Annotated in this window: 16 protein-coding genes; 8 read left to right on the plus strand and 8 right to left on the minus strand. The window is 56.6% G+C overall.

Annotated features, from left to right (window positions below; all coding sequences use genetic code 11):
• Positions 1-42: 42 nt before the first annotated feature.
• Positions 43-1,494 carry a Gfo/Idh/MocA family protein gene (locus tag EQG79_RS16885; RefSeq protein ID WP_077922546.1) on the plus strand — a complete coding sequence of 484 codons (1,452 nt, stop codon included), beginning with the start codon at positions 43-45 and terminating at the stop codon, positions 1,492-1,494.
• A gap of 99 nt (positions 1,495-1,593) precedes the next feature.
• Positions 1,594-2,286 (plus strand): hypothetical protein, encoded by a 693-nt coding sequence (locus EQG79_RS16890; protein WP_129602740.1) that lies wholly within the window; start codon positions 1,594-1,596, stop codon positions 2,284-2,286.
• Positions 2,287-2,293: 7 nt separating this feature from the next.
• Here EQG79_RS16890 and EQG79_RS16895 read toward each other — a convergent pair whose 3' ends face one another.
• Positions 2,294-2,818 carry an RNA polymerase sigma factor gene (locus EQG79_RS16895; RefSeq protein WP_077922547.1) on the minus strand — a complete coding sequence of 175 codons (525 nt, stop codon included), beginning with the start codon at positions 2,816-2,818 and terminating at the stop codon, positions 2,294-2,296.
• Between the two features lie 229 nt (positions 2,819-3,047).
• Here EQG79_RS16895 and EQG79_RS16900 point away from each other — a divergent pair, with 229 nt between their 5' ends.
• The 4 genes from EQG79_RS16900 to EQG79_RS16915 all read left to right on the plus strand — a co-directional run bounded on the left by EQG79_RS16900 (position 3,048) and on the right by EQG79_RS16915 (position 6,175).
• On the plus strand, positions 3,048-4,091 hold the full coding sequence (locus tag EQG79_RS16900; RefSeq protein ID WP_077922548.1) for a class I SAM-dependent methyltransferase: 1,044 nt from the start codon (positions 3,048-3,050) through the stop codon (positions 4,089-4,091).
• A 112-nt stretch (positions 4,092-4,203) separates the two neighbouring features.
• Positions 4,204-4,509 carry a (2Fe-2S) ferredoxin domain-containing protein gene (locus tag EQG79_RS16905; protein WP_077922549.1) on the plus strand — a complete coding sequence of 102 codons (306 nt, stop codon included), beginning with the start codon at positions 4,204-4,206 and terminating at the stop codon, positions 4,507-4,509.
• 63 nt (positions 4,510-4,572) lie between these two features.
• Positions 4,573-5,265 carry a YjjG family noncanonical pyrimidine nucleotidase gene (locus EQG79_RS16910; protein ID WP_077922550.1) on the plus strand — a complete coding sequence of 231 codons (693 nt, stop codon included), beginning with the start codon at positions 4,573-4,575 and terminating at the stop codon, positions 5,263-5,265.
• A gap of 130 nt (positions 5,266-5,395) precedes the next feature.
• The gene (locus EQG79_RS16915) at positions 5,396-6,175 is read left to right on the plus strand and encodes a 3-hydroxyacyl-CoA dehydrogenase (protein WP_129602742.1); all 780 of its coding nucleotides are present in this window, start codon (positions 5,396-5,398) and stop codon (positions 6,173-6,175) included.
• Between the two features lie 16 nt (positions 6,176-6,191).
• Here the strand turns inward: EQG79_RS16915 and EQG79_RS16920 are convergent, their stop codons facing one another.
• From EQG79_RS16920 to EQG79_RS16935, 4 genes are all read right to left on the minus strand, one after another.
• A complete protein-coding gene (locus EQG79_RS16920; protein WP_129602744.1) occupies positions 6,192-7,013 on the minus strand; it encodes an MBL fold metallo-hydrolase in 822 nt (273 codons plus the stop codon).
• Between the two features lie 59 nt (positions 7,014-7,072).
• Positions 7,073-8,002: an FKBP-type peptidyl-prolyl cis-trans isomerase gene (locus tag EQG79_RS16925; RefSeq protein ID WP_077922553.1), complete on the minus strand. Its 930-nt coding sequence runs from the start codon at positions 8,000-8,002 to the stop codon at positions 7,073-7,075.
• Between the two features lie 262 nt (positions 8,003-8,264).
• Positions 8,265-9,320, minus strand: a complete 1,056-nt coding sequence (locus EQG79_RS16930; RefSeq protein WP_129602747.1) for an MBL fold metallo-hydrolase — start codon at positions 9,318-9,320, stop codon at positions 8,265-8,267.
• Between the two features lies 1 nt (position 9,321).
• Positions 9,322-10,575 carry a 3-deoxy-D-manno-octulosonic acid transferase gene (locus tag EQG79_RS16935; protein ID WP_129602749.1) on the minus strand — a complete coding sequence of 418 codons (1,254 nt, stop codon included), beginning with the start codon at positions 10,573-10,575 and terminating at the stop codon, positions 9,322-9,324.
• An 83-nt stretch (positions 10,576-10,658) separates the two neighbouring features.
• On the opposite strand from EQG79_RS16935, the gene EQG79_RS16940 reads away from it, so the two are divergent.
• Together EQG79_RS16940 and ytxJ are read left to right on the plus strand one after the other, a co-directional pair.
• Complete coding sequence (locus EQG79_RS16940; RefSeq protein WP_129602751.1) at positions 10,659-10,970, plus strand: phosphoribosylpyrophosphate synthetase; 312 nt, start codon at positions 10,659-10,661, stop codon at positions 10,968-10,970.
• Positions 10,971-11,025: 55 nt separating this feature from the next.
• Positions 11,026-11,355, plus strand: coding sequence for a bacillithiol system redox-active protein YtxJ (ytxJ, locus tag EQG79_RS16945; RefSeq protein ID WP_129602753.1), 330 nt, complete (start codon positions 11,026-11,028; stop codon positions 11,353-11,355).
• 91 nt (positions 11,356-11,446) lie between these two features.
• On the opposite strand, the gene folB is transcribed toward ytxJ, so the two are convergent.
• From folB to EQG79_RS16960, 3 genes are all read right to left on the minus strand, one after another.
• Positions 11,447-11,797, minus strand: a complete 351-nt coding sequence (folB, locus tag EQG79_RS16950) for a dihydroneopterin aldolase (RefSeq protein ID WP_077922558.1) — start codon at positions 11,795-11,797, stop codon at positions 11,447-11,449.
• Positions 11,798-11,841: 44 nt separating this feature from the next.
• Entirely contained in the window at positions 11,842-12,780 is a 939-nt protein-coding gene (locus EQG79_RS16955) for a DivIVA domain-containing protein (RefSeq protein WP_077922559.1), read from the minus strand.
• Positions 12,781-12,899: 119 nt separating this feature from the next.
• Entirely contained in the window at positions 12,900-13,799 is a 900-nt protein-coding gene (locus tag EQG79_RS16960; protein ID WP_129602755.1) for a WD40 repeat domain-containing protein, read from the minus strand.
• Between the last annotated feature and the right edge of the window lie 29 nt (positions 13,800-13,828).

Below are 13,828 nucleotides of genomic sequence, written 5' to 3' on the forward strand. Positions count from 1 at the left end.
AACAGCCGGCTTTAGATCTGTGGAATAAAACCCGTCACGCTTATGCAATCTACTCGTCGTACGTTTATTAAAACCCTTTCGGCGGCTTCGGCCCTGACCGCTGCGGGGGGAGTTCAAACGGTTCTGGGCAACGTTGGCGCCCCCGCTTATATTCCTAACCTGGCCCGCATCAGCCCGAACGATAAAATACGGATTGCAACCATCGGCATGGGTATCCAGGGCAATTATGACACCATGGCGGCTTTGCGCAATCCGGATGTAGAACTGGTAGCCGTTGCCGATCTGTACGACGGCCGACTCGCCCACGCCAAATCGGCCTTCGGCAAGGATAAAGAACTCTTCGCCACCCGCGACTTCCGGGAGGTACTGGCCCGTCCCGACGTAGATGCCGTACTGGTCGTTACCCCCGACCACTGGCACGACCATATTACCATTGCGGCCCTGAAAGCCGGTAAACATGTGTACTGCGAGAAACCGATGGTGCAGCACATGAACGAAGGCAAACCTGTCATTGACGCCTGGCGTAAATCAGGCAAAACCATGCAGGTCGGCAGCCAGCGCATCAGCAGCTCGTCGTTTCAGGAAGCGAAACGAATGATTCAGGCGGGCGACATTGGCCAGATCAACTACATCGAATCGAACAACGACCGTTTCAACGCCATCGGAGCCTGGAACTACTCGGTACCACCCGATGCCTCGCTGACGACCCTCGACTGGGACCGTTTCCTGGGCGACGCGCCCAAACGGCCGTTCGACGCCAAGCGCTTTTTCCGGTGGCGCAACTACAAAGATTACGGCACCGGCGTAGCGGGCGATCTGTTCGTACACCTCATCACGGGCGTTCATTTTGTAACCAACTCGCTCGGCCCAACCCGCATCTACTCGTCGGGTAACCTGGCCTACTGGAAAGACGGGCGCGACGTACCCGATGTCATGACCAGCGTCATGGACTACCCCAAAACCGACGTCCACGATGCCTTTCAGATGGTACTGCGCGTTAACTTTGCCAATGCCGGTAAAATCCAGAACGTAACCCGCATCATCGGCAACGAAGGGCAGATCGAATTTTCGGAAGAGAACCTGATCCTGACCAAAAAGAAACTACCCGTAGCACCCGGCTACGGCAATTACGACAGCTACTTTACCTTCACTCCGGAGGTTCAGCAGGAGTTTGTGAAAAAGTACGACGCGCAATACCCGCCCGAAACCCGTACGGCCGAGCCGGTTAAGGAGGTTCGGTTCGAAGCGCCCAAGAACGAAGACGGCCACGCCCGTCACTTCGCCGACTTCTTCAAGAACGTTCGCGAAGGCAGCCAGGGCACCATCGAAGATCCGGTCTTCGGTTTCCGGGCAGCCGCTCCGGTACTGGCCTGCAACGAAAGCTACTTCGAGCAGAAAGTGGTTCACTGGGACCCCGTTACCATGACCAGGAAGAGCCCCGCACCTACGGCTACCACCAAAAAACCGGTTACGTCTAAAGCCAGGCGCACCTAGACCAGCCAGCCGTTTTCAGCAGTATGATAGTCCATACGTCACTGTGGCCAGCCAGCCGTTGCGCCATAGTGACGTATTTTTGTGAACGAACGAATGGCTATGCCGACAACGCCTGTGCCCCAAGCCACCACCCGTTACCGCCAGCCCGGCCGATGGATCTGGCGAGGGGCATTGCTGGCGCTACTGCTGTGGATACTGGTCGACGTGTTCGTGCCGGTTCAGCACAGCATCCGCCAGTTCGATCCGGCCGAGGTAGCCCGGCTCGAAACGGCCATGTGGCGCTCGTACTATGATAGGCGACCGGTGTTGCTGTTCGGACAGCTGAGGGGTGGCCTGCAGCAACAGTTTCATGCGCCGTTCTGGCGCTCGGTGGGGCTGGCCATTCAGGCAACCCGAGCTGCGTTTGTCTTTAAGAAGGGTCGGTCGCGGGCCGACTATGAGCAGGCGTTACCGATCCTTATCGATTATTACGAATCGATTCAGAACCTGAGCGAAGATCGTTTCAACGTGCGCAAACTGGCGGCTTCTGAGCTTAACTGGTGGATCGTACACCGGCAGCGCGATCGCTACTCCTACGCCGATCTGGCCGACGCGCTCGCGCAGACGGCCGCCGTTCAGTACAACCAGCCGCCTGCCGTATTTGGCCGCTATGCCCGGCAGCGGGCCGAAGCCATGCGCCTGTGTGATGAAGCAGGGCAGCAGGCGGGCGGGGCCACTGAAACCGACTGGCAACGGATTGAGCAAGCGCTGAACCAGGCCTGGGCGTCGTTGTATAAAGAAGTACGTCGATAAGAGTCGCTCATTGGCGGAGCTTCAGCAATGCTTCCCGCAGCTGCTGGCGGGCACTGGCAACGGGCAACCCCACCGACCCGGCGGCTTCTTCGGGGGTACAATTGCCGAACAGGACTGAGTTCAGAAACTGCTTTTGTTTTTCTTCCGGACTCTGGGCCACCGCTACAGACTTGTCGAACGAGTGAGCAGGTTGGGTAACTACAACCGAGCCGCTGGCCGACAGCCGAATAGTAGCCTGGCTGGTGTTCTTTGGGGCGGCCACCGCATTGTTTGCCGTTTGCCGGGCCCGAGTCAGGAGCCAGACAAAGAACGGCTGCTTTTCGGGGCGGTAGGTTTCAATAGCGGAACGGATATCCGTAAACGTTTCGATCAGCAGCCCAGCCGCTTTCTGATCGTCGCACACGATCTGGTTGATCACGCCGAGCAGTACAGGGGCGTATTGATCGTACAAACGGGTAAACGCTTCGGTCTTGCCGGTCTTCAGTTCGCTAACCAGCGCAAACTCCTTCGATCGTAAGACAGGTGACAGCATTCGGGTACGTTGTTGAGGTTATTTTTCGTAAAAAGGCCGAATAATCAACTTATCGCCCCTTTTCTATTCATATGTAGCTACCAGTAAACTAAGTATGAATGGAAAGGTTTTACAAGGTTAATCATATTCGACCTATATACTAGCTTCCTTCTTTCATTAAAAAAATAAGCTGGTAATCCGGGCCGTATGCCTGCTTTGTGGGTTGTATGTTTATACAGTATACGCTTACATGCAACTTACCATTTCTCCCGAGAACCCGCTTGAGTGGTTTGCCCTGCGCGCCAATCTGGTTGCGGTTCCCATTCTGCACGTTCAGATCATGCCGGTACTGGCCAAAGCCGTGCTCGAAGCCGCTGACAAGGGCGTGTTTGAAGCCACAAAGAACGGGCCACAATCGCTCGACAGCCTGACCGCCGAGCTGCGGCTCAACAAAAAAGCACTGGGCGAACTGTTGGGCCTGCTGACGGCCCTGGGCTATTTCACCTACAAGGATGGGTTGTTCAGCCTGACCAGCATGGCCCGGCGGTTTACGCTCAAAGATGATCCGAGGTCGGTATACGGCATGATGATTTTCAACAACCGGGTCGTCTGGGACTGGATGAGTCAGCTGGGTACGTACCTCGAAACGGGCGAAGGGGTTCATTACCACGACAAACTGACGCCCGAACAATGGCGCTATTATCAGGAAGCGATGGTGGCCGCCAGCAATACCGAAGCGCCCGAGTTTGGCCGCCGGGCACCCGTCCCGAAACAGGCCCGCACCATGCTCGATATTGGCGGCTCACACGGGCAGCACTCGGCAGCTTTGTGTCGGCGCCTGTCAGGGCTTAGCTCGGTTATTCTCGATCTGCCGGAGGCCATTGACCAGGCGGCTCCCCTGCTGGCCAGGCAGAACATGGGCGACCGCGTCCGACATCAGCCCGGCAACGCCCTCACCGACGACTTTGGCGATGCGCAGTACGACATTGTGCTGCTCTCAAGCCTGGCCCACCACTTTACGCCGGAACAGAATCAGCAGGTGGCCGACAAGGTAGCGCGGGCGCTGCGGCCCGGCGGGGTTTTTATTGTCAACGAGTTTATCCGGCCCGAAACCGGTGCCAGGCCCGAACTGCTCGGCAGCAGCACCGATCTTTTTTACGGTCTCAGCAGCACAGCGGGCAACTATTCGATCGATGAAATCAGCGAATGGCAGCAGCGAGCCGGTCTCAAACCGCACAAGGTTGTCCGGTACCGCACCGTTCCCGGCCGGGCCATGGTCGTTGCGAAAAAATAAACACCGGTCGGCAGCGGACCTAACTTCAGGTAAAGTTTCGGAACTTTGCCGTAGTTCATACCCTGACCGGCAGCGGTACAGATACGCACTCATTCAAAAACAAGATTTATCCATGAAATTCAAAAAACACGTCTTCATCTGCACCAACCAGAAAGATGCGCCCAAGAAAAGCTGCGGCACCGAACACGGCCTGGCCCTGGTAGAAGCGTTTAAGCAGGAGTTGACCCAGCGCGGCCTACAGCGTGACATCCGGGCGCAGCGGGCGGGTTGCCTCGATGCCTGCGCCTTTGGCCCGGCACTGGTCGTTTATCCCGAAGGTACCTACTACGGTAACGTGCAACCGGCCGATGTAGCTGAAATTGTGGAGAGCCATCTGGTCAACGACCAGCCCGTAGAGCGGCTCAAGCTGGACTTCTAAACCCGCCCCCCGTCCGAACCGATTCATCGCAGCTGGCCCTTGTTTGGGCCTGCTTTTGCTTTTATGAAATATCGCCATCTTTTTTTCGACCTCGACCATACGCTCTGGGATTTTGACCGCAACTCGGCCGAGTCGCTGACTGAGTTATACGATACCTTTCGGCTGGCCGAGGTAGGCATCTCATCGGCCGAGGAGTTTAGCCGTCATTTCATTGCGGTCAATAAAAAACTCTGGGCCGACTACGACCGGAATCTGATTGAGCATGGCTACATCCGCCAGCACCGGTTTCCGCTGGTGTATCAGTCGCTGGGTATCGATGCATCGGCGGTGAAATACGATCTGAACGCCGAGTACCTGCGGCTGTTACCGCGCAAGCCCCACCTGCTCGACTCGGCGCGGGAAGTACTCGAGTACCTGAAAGGTCGGTATACTATGCACATCATTACCAATGGCTTTGCCGAAATTCAGGCCGTGAAGATGGACAGCGCCGAAATTGCTCATTACTTCACCCTGGTCGTTACCAGCGAAACCGCCAACGCTAAAAAACCCGATCCGCTGGTATTCGAGTATGCCCTGTCGGCCGCCGGCGCCCATGTTTCAGAAAGTCTGATGATCGGCGACAATTACGAAGCCGATATCATGGGGGCCAAAGGCGTTGGCCTGGATACTGTTTTCTACAACCAGCAGGGCCTGATCGTCGACGACCAGCCAACCTACAACATCAAACACTGGAAAGAACTGCTGGCTATTTTGTAACGCAAAAACCGTTGCTTCAGGGTTAGTAGTCATACCATCCGTCCGCGTGGACCACGGTGGCCACGTCAATACTGCGAGCAACAGCTACTTCGGTAACAAACCACAGTCAATACAAATCAACATACCTGACATGACTATACAAAACGCGACGGCGCTCGTTACGGGGGGCGCTTCCGGTCTGGGCGAAGCCACGGTCCGGATGCTGGCAGCCAACGGTGCCAACGTGGTTATCGTCGATCTCAACGAAGAACGCGGCAAAGCCCTGGCCGACGAGTTGGGCGATACCGTCCGGTTTCAGAAAACCGACGTCACGAGCGAAACCGATGTGCAGACAGCTATCAATCTCGCTATCGAGACCTTCGGCGGGCTGCATATTAACGTCAACTGCGCGGGTATTGTCGAAGCCCGCAAAACGCTGGGGAAAGTAGACGGCGTTTACGGTGCCCACTCGCTGGCGGTTTTTCAGAAAACGATTGCCATCAACCTCATCGGCACGTTCAACGTTATTCGGCTGTCGGCCCTGGCCATGGAACAGAACCAGCCCAACACAGAAGGGGAGCGGGGCGTCATCATTAACACGGCGTCCGTAGCCGCTTATGACGGGCAGATGGGGCAGGCCGCCTATTCGGCATCGAAAGGCGGAATTGTAGGAATGACCCTGCCCATAGCCCGCGACCTGGCACGCTCCGGGATTCGGGTCATGACCATTGCGCCGGGTCTGTTCGAAACGCCCCTGCTGCTGGGTCTGCCCGAAGAAGCGCGGCTGTCGCTGGGTCAGCAGGTACCGTTTCCGTCGCGGCTGGGTCGCCCGGCCGAATACGGCATGCTGGTCAAAAGCATACTCGAAAACCCGATGCTAAACGGCGAAGTGATCCGGCTGGACGGTGCGATCCGGATGGCCCCGAAATAAGCAGACGCGGTCAGTACTACAGCGGTTTTTCAGCATCGGTCAGGATCGACCGGATCAGGTGATGGGCGCTTACATCGTTGGAGGTAAACGCCCGCAGCCACCACGTTTCGCGCAGGCCGGCGGCCCGCAGCAGGGCCGCCCCGCGCACACCCCGCCGGTAAGCCGTCAGCACCCGCTCAACCAGGGTTTCGAGGTAGTGGAGTTTCTGCTCAACCGCCCGGCGCCCGTTGGTCAGCACGGGGTTGTGTCCGCAAAAGAGCGTGTCGAAGTCGTAGCCAAGCACCTGCCGCGTTGAGTTGATCATCTGGTAGATATTTTCGCCCCGGCGGAAGATCTTCAGGTTGCCGATGTAGAAATCGCCGGCAAACAGCCAGCCTTCGTTCGGTTCCAGCAGCACATGATGATCGTCAGAATGGCCATAGGTCGGGATCGGTTGTAATGCATACGCCCCCGTACGAAACGGCGCCGGAAACGGTACTACGCCCGGACATCCATCGATCTGGCCGAACCAGAACCGCTCGTACGGCAGCAGCGAAAACGGCCGGGCAACCCGCTCGGCGGTGAGCGGACCGGCCAGTACGGGGCAGTTATGACGCTGGCGCAGCGCAGCTGCGTTGCCCGAATGATCTTCGTGAAAATGGGTCAGCGCAATCTGATCGATGGGTAGGCTGGCAAACGTCTGCAACACCTCTTGCTGCATGTGGCGCTGGGCCGTATCGATCAGCAGGCCATCCAGGTAATAACACCAGACCGGCACCGCCCGCATCCAGCGAACGGGTGAGTACCCAAACCGATAGCCCCGCACCGGCCCGTGCTCCAGGGTTTGACGTATCTTCATAAAAAAAGCGGCCCATGCAGAAACATGGGCCGCAAAGAACGGGAAAACGAAGCGCAAAATTACCGGACCGACACCACTTCGACATCAAAGCGGAGGGGCGCTCCGGGCGGTATGACGTAAACGCCATTCGCGGCCCGACCGGCGGCACCGTACCCCAGCGACGACGGAAAAATAAGAGTCGCTTTCTCGCCTACTTTCAGCTTCGCCAGACCTTCTTCAAATCCTTTGATAATGGACGAGTTGCCGAGCGTAAAATCGCGCGTGGTTGTTCCCGATGTACTGTCGAACGCAGCCACGCTCCGCAGCAACCGACCGTTATACCGAACAGCCAGGGTAGCACCGGGCGCGAACGTGGTTGAGGTAGGCGAACTGGTCCGGATGAACCGTAATCCGCTCGACGTCACCTCCGGCGTACCCAGGTTGGTACGGGTGATGTATTCGCTGATCTGCTGATCTTCGGAACGCGACCGCTTCAGCTTCACGTCGAACCGAACCGGCGTGTTGGCCGGAATGGTACCGCTAACCGAGCCCTGTGACCCATATGCCAGCCGGGCGGGCATGAGTAGCGTAGCCGACGCCCCTTCGCGCATCAGCAGAATACCTTCCTGCAAACCGGCCAGCAACGAGTTGTTGACAAACGGGTAGTACACCGATTTGGTGGCATAGGTAGTATCAACCACTTTGTCGGTAACTACGCCTGTACCACTGGTCGGCGACTGCAGGATGTATTGCACATAGCTGAACTCGATCTCTTCGCCAATGACCGGCTGCTTAGCGGTAGCACTGGCGGGTGCCGTAATGACATAATGCAACCCGGATGCCGTTGTCGACAGCGACAGGCCTTTCGTAGTGGCGTACGATTTGATGTCGTCGATGTTCTTGGTGAACGCTTCCGATTCAGCCTCTACCGGATCAACCGCGCTTTGATTACACGAAACCAGTCCGCCCATTACCAGGAGACCGAACAGTGCTATTTGAATAATACGCATGAAAATAAATTAACAGACAGACAAAAATTACTACGCTTATAGACCCTGCTCTGTGGCGAAGGGTTGTAAAAAAAGTTAATAATCGTTAATCGCCCTGATCACCAGACAACCTGGCCAAGTGGTTCGTACGGTCGGCGCTCCGATCCACCACCGTGGTCCGTGTCCGCACAGGGACGCGTAGTCGGACTACTTATCGGGATGGTTTGTTGCTGACGCGTATGAGACGCGAGGGCGGTCCGCCGTTGCGGTCGCGTCTCTACGTTTAAAACGTGACGGCTTCTCCTGCTTTCAACGCCCTGAACCGGTCCGATGGTATGTTCTGCTGGCTCAGTGCCCGCTGCAGATCATCAACAGGCTCCGATTCGCCATCGTCGGCGAGAGGAAATGTGCCGAAGTGAATCGCCACACTCTGGGCCGACCGGACGTCCTGATGGATCTGCACGGCTTCGGCCGGGTTACAGTGGACGGGCGACATGAACCAGTTGGGTTTGTAGGCTCCGATCGGAATCAGCGCCAGCCGCAACGGCCCGAACTGCTCGCCAATAGCCCGAAAATGCGGTCCGTAGCCCGAATCGCCGGCAAAGTACAATTTACCGGCGGCTTTGCTGTCAATCACGTAGCCGGCCCACAACGTAGCATTCCGGTCAAAAATACCCCGCCCGGAGAAGTGTTGAGCCGGTACGCAATGAAGGGTTGTGCTGTCAGTGATCGGGGCCGACTGCCGCCAGTCGAGTTCGGTCACATTGCGGCACCCGTGTTGTTCGAGAAACGCTTTTACCCCCAGCGGACAAAAAACTTTAGGCTGATCGCGGGCGCAGAGTTTCTGCACCGTGCCAATCTCCAGATGGTCCCAGTGGTTATGACTCAGCAGCAGCACATCGATTTTAGGCAGGTCGTCGAACCGGATACCGGGCGGGCGGTTGCGCTTCGGGCCGGCAAACTGGAACGGACTGACCCGCTCGTCGTAGATTGGATCGGTCAGAACGTTCAGGCCGTCGAACTGAAGCAGTACCGTTGAATGGTTGATAAACGTCGTTCGTACAGCGGCTCCGTCTACGTGGGCGGGTGGTGGCGGGCCGGGCTTGTCGGTATGGTAAGCACCCCAGGGCTGGGTTCGTTCGTGGTTCAGCTGCCAGCCAATCACCTCACGGAGGCCTTTGGGCGATGGCGCACCCGGGGTAAAAAACGCCTTGCCATCAAAATGGTCGCTGACGGGCCCGGTATAGCGGGGCGCCGAAATGACGTAGCCGACCACCAGGGCCAGCACAATAAACGTAACCAGCAGAATGCCCACAACGAGCAGTAGTTTCGAGAGCATATCAATGGGGCAATAGCGTGTGAACCACCTGCATAACCTGCGCCGTTGCGCCAACGTTCCGCTGTACATACGCCCGGCTGATGGCAGCGGCTACGGTGGGGTCAGCATACTGCCGGTCGAAGGCCGCCGTCAGCTCAGCCACGCTGGTAACCGGAAAAGCGCCCCCCGCTTCGACCAGGTCAACAGCCTCCTGAAACTTACCATATACCGGCCCGAAAAAGATCGGCATCCCAAAGGTGGCGGCTTCCAGACTATTATGCAGCCCCTGCCGGAAGGCCCCGCCAATGAAGGCAAACTCGCCATACTGGTAAAGCGAGGTAAGCATACCGATATTATCGATAAACAGGACATCGGCCGACACCACGTCGGCTTCGTTCGTCTGCGAAAACCGAACCGATCGCTTCTGAAGTTGTTTGCGCCATTGCTCAATCGCTTCGGCGTTTATTTCGTGGGGGGCTATGATCACTTTGAGCGGCTTGTCGAACTGGTTCAGAAACGGAATCAGCACATCCATGTCCGCTTGCCACGCACTCCCAACAACCAGCACCGGCTGCCCCTGCCTGAACGCCTGCGCCACCGGAATCGCTTTCTTGCCAGCCGCCACCTGCGCTACGCGATCGAACCGGGTGTCGCCAGCTCGGCGCGCGTGCTGCACACCAATCTTCCGTAGTAGCTCGACCGATTCCTGGTTCTGGACCAGAATATAATCGAAACAGGTGAGCAGATTGCGGTAAAAGCCGCCGTAGGGCTTGAAAAAAAGCTGATCAGGCCGAAAAATGGCCGAAAACAGGACGGTTGGCACCCCGGCTGCTTTCAGCGTCTGCAGGTAATTGGCCCAGAATTCGTACTTGATGAAGAAGGCAATACGGGGCTGCGTCAGCGCCACAAACGCCCGCGCCTGCCGGCTTGTATCGAGTGGCAGGTAAAAGACGTAGTCGGCGCCGTCGTAGTTTTTCCGCACCTCATAGCCCGACGGCGAAAAAAACGTCAGCAGGATCCGGTAGTCCGGATAGGTTTCCCGAAACGCTTCGATAACCGGACGGCCCTGCTCAAACTCACCCAGCGAAGCCGCATGAAACCACGCCAGCGGCTTTGCCGGACCAGCTGCCGACTCGCTGGCCAGGCTACGGGCAATATGTGAAAGCAAATCCTGCTGGCCGGTGAGCCATTGCCGGGCTTTAGGGTTGAACGGCGCTACCAGCCGCAGCAACGTTTTATAGGCAGATAAGCCAGTGTTGTATACTCGGGAAAACAAGCCGATACGTGGTTGGTTAATGACTGCGTAAAGGTACATCATCCAACGAGGATGACCCGCCCCGAGAACTAACGACTACGCGCATGCAAACGTACGACACCCTGACCGAAGCACTTGACGCCCTCCGTAAGCAAGGCTTCACCCGAGACTACAACCTGAAGTCAGACTGCCTCAAATGCCAGCAGGACGGCATAGAGATGCGACCGGCCGACTTCGATATCGTAGACGTGTACCGCTTCGAGGGCATGACCGACCCCGGCGACTCGACCGTACTGTACGCTATCGAGGAAACAGAGACCGGCAAAAAAGGCACGCTGGTCGACGCCTATGGCCCCTACGCCGATGCCGTATCGTCAGAAATGGCAGAAAAGCTACGCTATTCGCCCGAGGAATAAACGAACTTTTTACGCTGTAATTTACTTTTGTGCTAACAGAATCAGTGTTGGTACAATGAACTGGAATAAACTCACTAGCGACGCTCAACTCGCTGACATTAAAGAAGAGTCGGCGCAGCATCCCGTGCTGATTTTCAAACATAGCACAACCTGTTCCATCAGTGCTATGGCGCTCAGCCGTATGGAACGCAATTGGAACGAACAACTCGGCGTAAAGCCTTATTATCTGGATTTGCTGGCTAACCGCCCCATTTCGAACAAGATAGAGCACGAATTTGGTGTCGAACACGAGTCGCCCCAGGTTCTGCTGATCCGCAACGGGCAGTGCGTATATGATGCTTCGCACATGGCTATTTCGTTTGCCGGTTTGCAGCAGGCCATATAAGGCCAGCCCCTGAGAATACGTAAAATGGTTAATGTACATGCAGGAAGCCCCAGGCTTTACATGCTACATTAACCATTCTTCGTTTCAGACCCTATTCTCTGAGCGTGATGCGGGCCCGGTGGCACACCCCCCCGATGGGCGGATTGAATTTGGAGACACTGACCTCAACCGAGTCGACATCCGGATACTGTTGGCGAATATCGACAATGATGCTGTGGGCCAGGTGTTCGAGCAGGCGGGCGGGCCGCTGCATGACGTTGGCCGTAATGCGGTAGAGGGCTTCGTAATTGACGGTAGCGCTGAGCCGGTCGCGACGGGCCGCTTCGGAGAAGTCGGCGGTGACGACGATGTCGACGGCATATTTGTTACCGATCTTTTGCTCTTCGTCGTAGAAGCCGTGGTACGAAAAAAACTCGAGGCCTTCCAGGGCTATAGTTCCCATAAATAACGCGAGTAGATACCGGCTGTCTGTTGAGCCGGCTCTCATTAAATCTGGTCGAAGAACGAACCGCTTTTCTTCGGCTCAGTCGCAACCGCTACTTCATTGGGTTTCTCCGTAAGCTCGACCGGTTCAGCCGCCTGCGGCTGAGCGTCGGCAACTGGCGTGGTTACGGGTTCGGCGGGTTCAGCCAGTTCGGCAACGGGGGTTTCGTCGGCCGTTGGTTCGGGATCCGGCTGCGGCTCGGGGGTTTCCTCTATGGCATCGTTGAGTCGGGCAACCAGTTCATCATCGACCGGGATGGCTTCCGGAACGGCGGTTTCGCGCTCGACCAGCGGAGGCAGCTCAGCCGGGTCGGGCTCGGCAGCAGGGGCCGGGAGTTCAGCTACGGGCTGGGCATCGCGCGCTTCGATATCGGAGGTGATCTGCGTGGCTACCTCGTCAATTTTACCCTTCAGGTTCTGTTTGGCAAACTTCTTCTCGAAGCGGTCAACGCTCTCAACGGCATGACTGGCCAGCGACCGAATCTGAACGGCCAGGTTTTCCTTGTAGTTCTCCAGCGCCTTGAAGTCGCTCTCCATGGCTTTCAGATCGTTCAGGATGTTGTCTTTCAGGTAGCGAGCCTGATTTTCGGCATCCTGCACCATCAGGACGGAGCGTTTGCGGGCTTCGGCCAGCATCTCGTCGGCCTTTTGGCGAGCCTCCGACACATACTGTTCGGCGGCCTTGTTAGCCTGATCGGTAATCTGAGCACTGGTATCTTCTGCCGTTTTCAGAGTCCGAAACAGCGTCATCTCTACCTCTTTCAGCTTGCCCAGCTCTTTCTCGGCCAGTTCAAGCTGCATCTTCAACATTTTATATTCGCCCGTGACACGCTCCCATTCCTGCGAGAGCGACACTAAAAATGCGTCGACATCTTCGGGTTTATAGCCGCGTAACACCCGTTCAAATGTGTGCTGGCGAATTTCGATGGCTGTGATTTTCATCGGTGCGCTTCGGTTTAGGTATTTACAGACATACCGGTTGAGGGTGAAGTAACGTCCATTCTGTGGATTTAACAAAATTACGGGTAGAAAACCATGCTACTGGTCTACTTACTGGCTTTTCAGGTCAACGACCAGACCGAAATGGTTCTGTCATCACTCGCCGACAGCAACTGACGGTTACTATCGGTCCAGAGTAGTTTATTCACCGAGGTTCCATGACCCGCATGCCGGGCGCGATCGACCACTTTCAGCAGTTTGTAGGTGGCCGCATCCCATATCTTGATCGACTTATCCATGCTCGCCGTAGCAAATAAGGTGCCATCCGGCGAATATGTCAGGTGATTAATGGCAAACAGATGAGCTACTACGTCCTGATGCAGGGCATAACTGGCTTCAACATCCCACACTTTCAGATGGGCATCGCGCCCGGCCGAGATCATGTGCCGGAAATCCGGCGCGTACAGCAGCGCGAAGACCGAATTGGTATGGGCCGGTATGACCCGCTTCAGCTCGTAAGTACCAAGGTCAAAAATACGGACGCTATGGTCGCTGTACCCTACGGCGACCTCCCGCTCAACCGGGTTGATGGCTACACAGCGGGCCGCCATATCAGACGCTTTCAAGTGCTTCTTTACGGCTACTTCCCTGGTATCGAGTACCACAACCACACCATCGCCCAGGGCTACGAACGCATCGTTGCGGTAGAACTTGATATCGAAAATGGCGGATGAGGTCAGTTTGAGGGAGGCCACTTCCCGTTTCTGCAGCACATCGATCAGGTGTACACCGTCGTAGTTCTGGCCCACCCACAGCAAACCACTGTCGCGATGCAGTCCCAGCGCGTAGACCGAAGCCGGCACCGTAGCGACCAGCTCGCCCCGGTCGGGCCGGTCGAGTTGCCAGCGCACCACCTGCCCATCGCCCCCCGATGAGAAGAACTGCTCGGGGGTCAGGCCGTGTTCGAGCGTATAAACACTATCGCGGTGCCCACCGAAGGTGTCAATTTTTTGTACGAGCATGAAAAAGAATACCGAATATTGAACACTGA

This window comes from Spirosoma sordidisoli (assembly GCF_004138325.1).
In the GTDB taxonomy this organism is placed as follows: domain Bacteria; phylum Bacteroidota; class Bacteroidia; order Cytophagales; family Spirosomataceae; genus Spirosoma; species Spirosoma sordidisoli.

Bases quoted from the DNA above. Each gene is read 5' to 3' on its own strand.
- EQG79_RS16915 (WP_129602742.1), top strand. From the start codon at position 5,396: ATGACTATACAAAACGCGACGGCGCTCGTTACGGGGGGCGCTTCCGGT.
- folB (WP_077922558.1), bottom strand. From the start codon at position 11,797: ATGGGAACTATAGCCCTGGAAGGCCTCGAGTTTTTTTCGTACCACGGC.
- EQG79_RS16925 (WP_077922553.1), bottom strand. From the start codon at position 8,002: ATGCGTATTATTCAAATAGCACTGTTCGGTCTCCTGGTAATGGGCGGA.
- EQG79_RS16955 (WP_077922559.1), bottom strand. From the start codon at position 12,780: ATGAAAATCACAGCCATCGAAATTCGCCAGCACACATTTGAACGGGTG.
- EQG79_RS16940 (WP_129602751.1), top strand. From the start codon at position 10,659: ATGCAAACGTACGACACCCTGACCGAAGCACTTGACGCCCTCCGTAAG.
- EQG79_RS16890 (WP_129602740.1), top strand. From the start codon at position 1,594: ATGCCGACAACGCCTGTGCCCCAAGCCACCACCCGTTACCGCCAGCCC.
- EQG79_RS16930 (WP_129602747.1), bottom strand. From the start codon at position 9,320: ATGCTCTCGAAACTACTGCTCGTTGTGGGCATTCTGCTGGTTACGTTT.
- EQG79_RS16960 (WP_129602755.1), bottom strand. From the start codon at position 13,799: ATGCTCGTACAAAAAATTGACACCTTCGGTGGGCACCGCGATAGTGTT.
- EQG79_RS16885 (WP_077922546.1), top strand. From the start codon at position 43: ATGCAATCTACTCGTCGTACGTTTATTAAAACCCTTTCGGCGGCTTCG.
- ytxJ (WP_129602753.1), top strand. From the start codon at position 11,026: ATGAACTGGAATAAACTCACTAGCGACGCTCAACTCGCTGACATTAAA.
- EQG79_RS16900 (WP_077922548.1), top strand. From the start codon at position 3,048: ATGCAACTTACCATTTCTCCCGAGAACCCGCTTGAGTGGTTTGCCCTG.
- EQG79_RS16920 (WP_129602744.1), bottom strand. From the start codon at position 7,013: ATGAAGATACGTCAAACCCTGGAGCACGGGCCGGTGCGGGGCTATCGG.
- EQG79_RS16895 (WP_077922547.1), bottom strand. From the start codon at position 2,818: ATGCTGTCACCTGTCTTACGATCGAAGGAGTTTGCGCTGGTTAGCGAA.
- EQG79_RS16910 (WP_077922550.1), top strand. From the start codon at position 4,573: ATGAAATATCGCCATCTTTTTTTCGACCTCGACCATACGCTCTGGGAT.
- EQG79_RS16905 (WP_077922549.1), top strand. From the start codon at position 4,204: ATGAAATTCAAAAAACACGTCTTCATCTGCACCAACCAGAAAGATGCG.